This window comes from Mycetocola sp., from assembly GCF_046716805.1.
In the GTDB taxonomy this organism is placed as follows: Bacteria; Actinomycetota; Actinomycetes; order Actinomycetales; family Microbacteriaceae; genus Mycetocola_A.
Genome location: NZ_JBKJWH010000097.1, coordinates 1 through 2,744, shown reverse-complemented (window position 1 = coordinate 2,744; position 2,744 = coordinate 1). Strand labels below are relative to the sequence as shown.

Annotated in this window: 3 protein-coding genes; 1 reads left to right on the top strand and 2 read right to left on the bottom strand. The window is 66.6% G+C overall.

Going from position 1 to position 2,744, the window contains the following annotated elements; genetic code table 11:
- Both ACLQ62_RS07915 and pnuC read right to left on the bottom strand, forming a co-directional pair.
- Window positions 1–521 (bottom strand): DEAD/DEAH box helicase (locus tag ACLQ62_RS07915; RefSeq protein WP_411721100.1); only part of this gene is annotated, 521 nt, incomplete at its 3' end.
- 108 nt (window positions 522–629) lie between these two features.
- Window positions 630–1,319: a nicotinamide riboside transporter PnuC gene (gene pnuC, locus ACLQ62_RS07910; protein WP_411721099.1), complete on the bottom strand. Its 690-nt coding sequence runs from the start codon at window positions 1,317–1,319 to the stop codon at window positions 630–632.
- A gap of 63 nt (window positions 1,320–1,382) precedes the next feature.
- Here pnuC and ACLQ62_RS07905 point away from each other — a divergent pair.
- Window positions 1,383–2,744, top strand: a 1,362-nt coding sequence (locus tag ACLQ62_RS07905; RefSeq protein ID WP_411721098.1) for an SDR family NAD(P)-dependent oxidoreductase, incomplete at its 3' end; no start/stop codon positions are given.

The window sequence follows — 2,744 nt, the reverse complement described above, 5'->3', positions numbered from 1 at the left end:
AGGCTGAGCAGCGGGATCTGCCAGGCCCAGCCGCGCTCGGGGTCGGCGTAGAAGTGGAACTCGTCCATCACGACCTCATCGACCTCGGTGTCTTCCCCGTTGCGGAGGGCGAGGTTGGCGAGGATCTCCGCCGTGCAACAGATGATCGGCGCGTCGGCGTTGACCGACGAGTCCCCGGTCATCATGCCGACGTTCTCAGCCCCGAAAACGTCGACCAGCGCGAAGAACTTCTCGCTGACGAGTGCCTTGATCGGTGCGGTGTAGAAACTGCGTTTGCCGGCGACGAGCGCGGCATAGTGTGCCCCGACCGCAACGAGGGACTTCCCGGTGCCGGTCGGGGTGCTGAGCACGAGGTTCTGCCCCGACACGATCTCCATGATCGCTTCGTCCTGCGCCGGATACATTCGGATGCCGGTGGCCGTGACCCAGTCCGAGAACGCGTCGTAGACGGCATCCGGTTCCACGGTGTCGCCGGTTCGCTCGCGGAGGGCATTCGGGTCGAGCTTCGGCTGGGCTGTCATGGTCCTTCGATCATGCCACTCCCGGCTGGCCGAGCCCGCCGAGATCACCCGGTGCGGACGAGAACATCCGGTGCGCCGGGTGTTTCCGACCGGAACGAGTGACCTGGGTCAGCGCTGCACCGTCGGGTCAGGAAAGGCCGTCTCGATCGTCAGCGAGTTTTTGCGGTGCACCCGCATCCAGATGAAGAAGCCGACGAGAGTGAAGCCGCCGTAGAACAGGTACAGCACAGCGGAGGCGTAGTACCCGGCGCTGATGAGCAGGGGTACACCGACGATGTCGACGGCGATCCAGATGAGCCAGAATTCGACCCAGCCCTTCGCCATGCCGTAGGTGGCGAGGAGCGAGCCCATGAAGATCCAGGCGTCTGCCCACACCGGTTCGAACGAGCCGAGCGCGCGGAAGATCGGGACGAGAACCGCGGTTCCGCCGAACAGCCCGAGGATCAGGAACAGCCGCTCCTTGTTCGACGCCCAGTGTGGTGTCACCGCTGTGTGCTCACTCGAGTTGCGGCTCTGCCGCCACTGCACCCAACCGTAGATCGACACGATAATGAACATGACCTGACGTCCGGCCTGACCGAGCAGGTTCACCGGATTCGGGGTGCCGAAGACCGCGCCGAGGAACACCGTGAACAGCAGCACGTTACCGATGATGCCGACCGGCCATGCCCACACCTTGCGGCGCATCCCGCCGACCGCGCTGGCCATGCCGAAAGCGTTCCCGATCACCTCACGCCAGAGGATCGTCTGATCGCCGATCACCAGTTGCGCGTCGAACAGCCACTCGATCGGGTTCATGCTGCCATCCTTCCACTGCGACACCCAGCGTTGGCGCATATGTCCTCCGGTAGAATTGCGTGAATGACCGCCGCCACATCCGAACCCGCTTTCCTCGGCGACGGGATCGACCCCACCGAACTTGAGACCACCCTCCGCGTCCTCGCCTCGATGAACACCCTCGACGAGGAACACCCGGACTACGTCACCGTCCGCCGGGCGACCGCCGCGATGTTCAAGGCCGTGAAACGCACCCGACGTCGCGAGCTCCGGGACGTCGTCGCCAATGCAGACAAGGCGGTCATCGCGGCCACCGCCACCGGGGCATCCGATCGGATCGACGACGAGACGCGCGGCATCCCGCTCGCGACGACGGTCGAGGCGCCGACCGCCGGTGAACTGCTGAAGCCGCGCAACTGCTACATCTGCAAGCAGCCGTACACGCTCGTCGACGCGTTCTACCACCAGCTCTGCCCGGATTGTGCCCGGTTCAGCCACACCAAGCGGAACGCCCGCACCGATCTCACCGGCAAGCGGGCTCTCCTCACCGGCGGCCGCGCGAAGATCGGCATGTACATCGCCCTCCGGCTGTTGCGTGACGGTGCGCACACGACGATCACGACGCGGTTCCCGCGAGATGCCGTGCGCCGCTTCGCGTCCCTCCCCGACTCTGCGGACTGGTTGCACCGGCTCCGCGTCGTCGGCATCGACCTGCGCGACCCCGCCCAGGTGATCGGCCTCGCCGACTCGGTCGCCGCACAGGGCCCGCTCGATATCCTCATCAACAACGCCGCACAGACCGTGCGCCGCTCCCCCGGTTCGTACTCACTGCTGGCGGATGCCGAACTGCAGCCGCTGCCGGACGGTCCGCTCCCTGAAATGGAGACCTTCGGGCACACCGCCGACCAGCACCCCGAGGCGCTGGCGGCATCGGTGGCGGCGCATCCACTGCTCTCCGTCGCATCCCTTGCCGGGACGGTCGCCCAGTCGGGTGCTCCGGCCCTCACCGCGGCGGACCTGGCGAACCTGGCCATGGCGCCCGGCTCGTCGTCGCTCGCGAAGCACGCCGACGGCACCGCCATCGACGCGGGCGGTCTCGTGCCCGACCTGCAGACCACAAACAGCTGGGTGCAGAACGTCGAGCACGTCGACCCGCTCGAGATGCTCGAAGTGCAGCTCTGCAACACGACGGCGCCGTTCCTGCTGATCAGCCGGCTCCGCCCGTCGATGGCCGCGTCCCCGGCTCGCCGTAAATACGTCGTCAACGTGTCGGCGATGGAGGGCCAGTTCTCGCGCCGGTACAAGGGCCCGGGCCATCCGCACACCAATATGGCGAAGGCCGCGCTGAACATGCTCACCCGCACCAGCGCCGCCGAGATGCTCGAGCAGGACGGCATTCTCATGACCGCGGTGGACACGGGCTGGATCACCGACGAGCGGCCACAT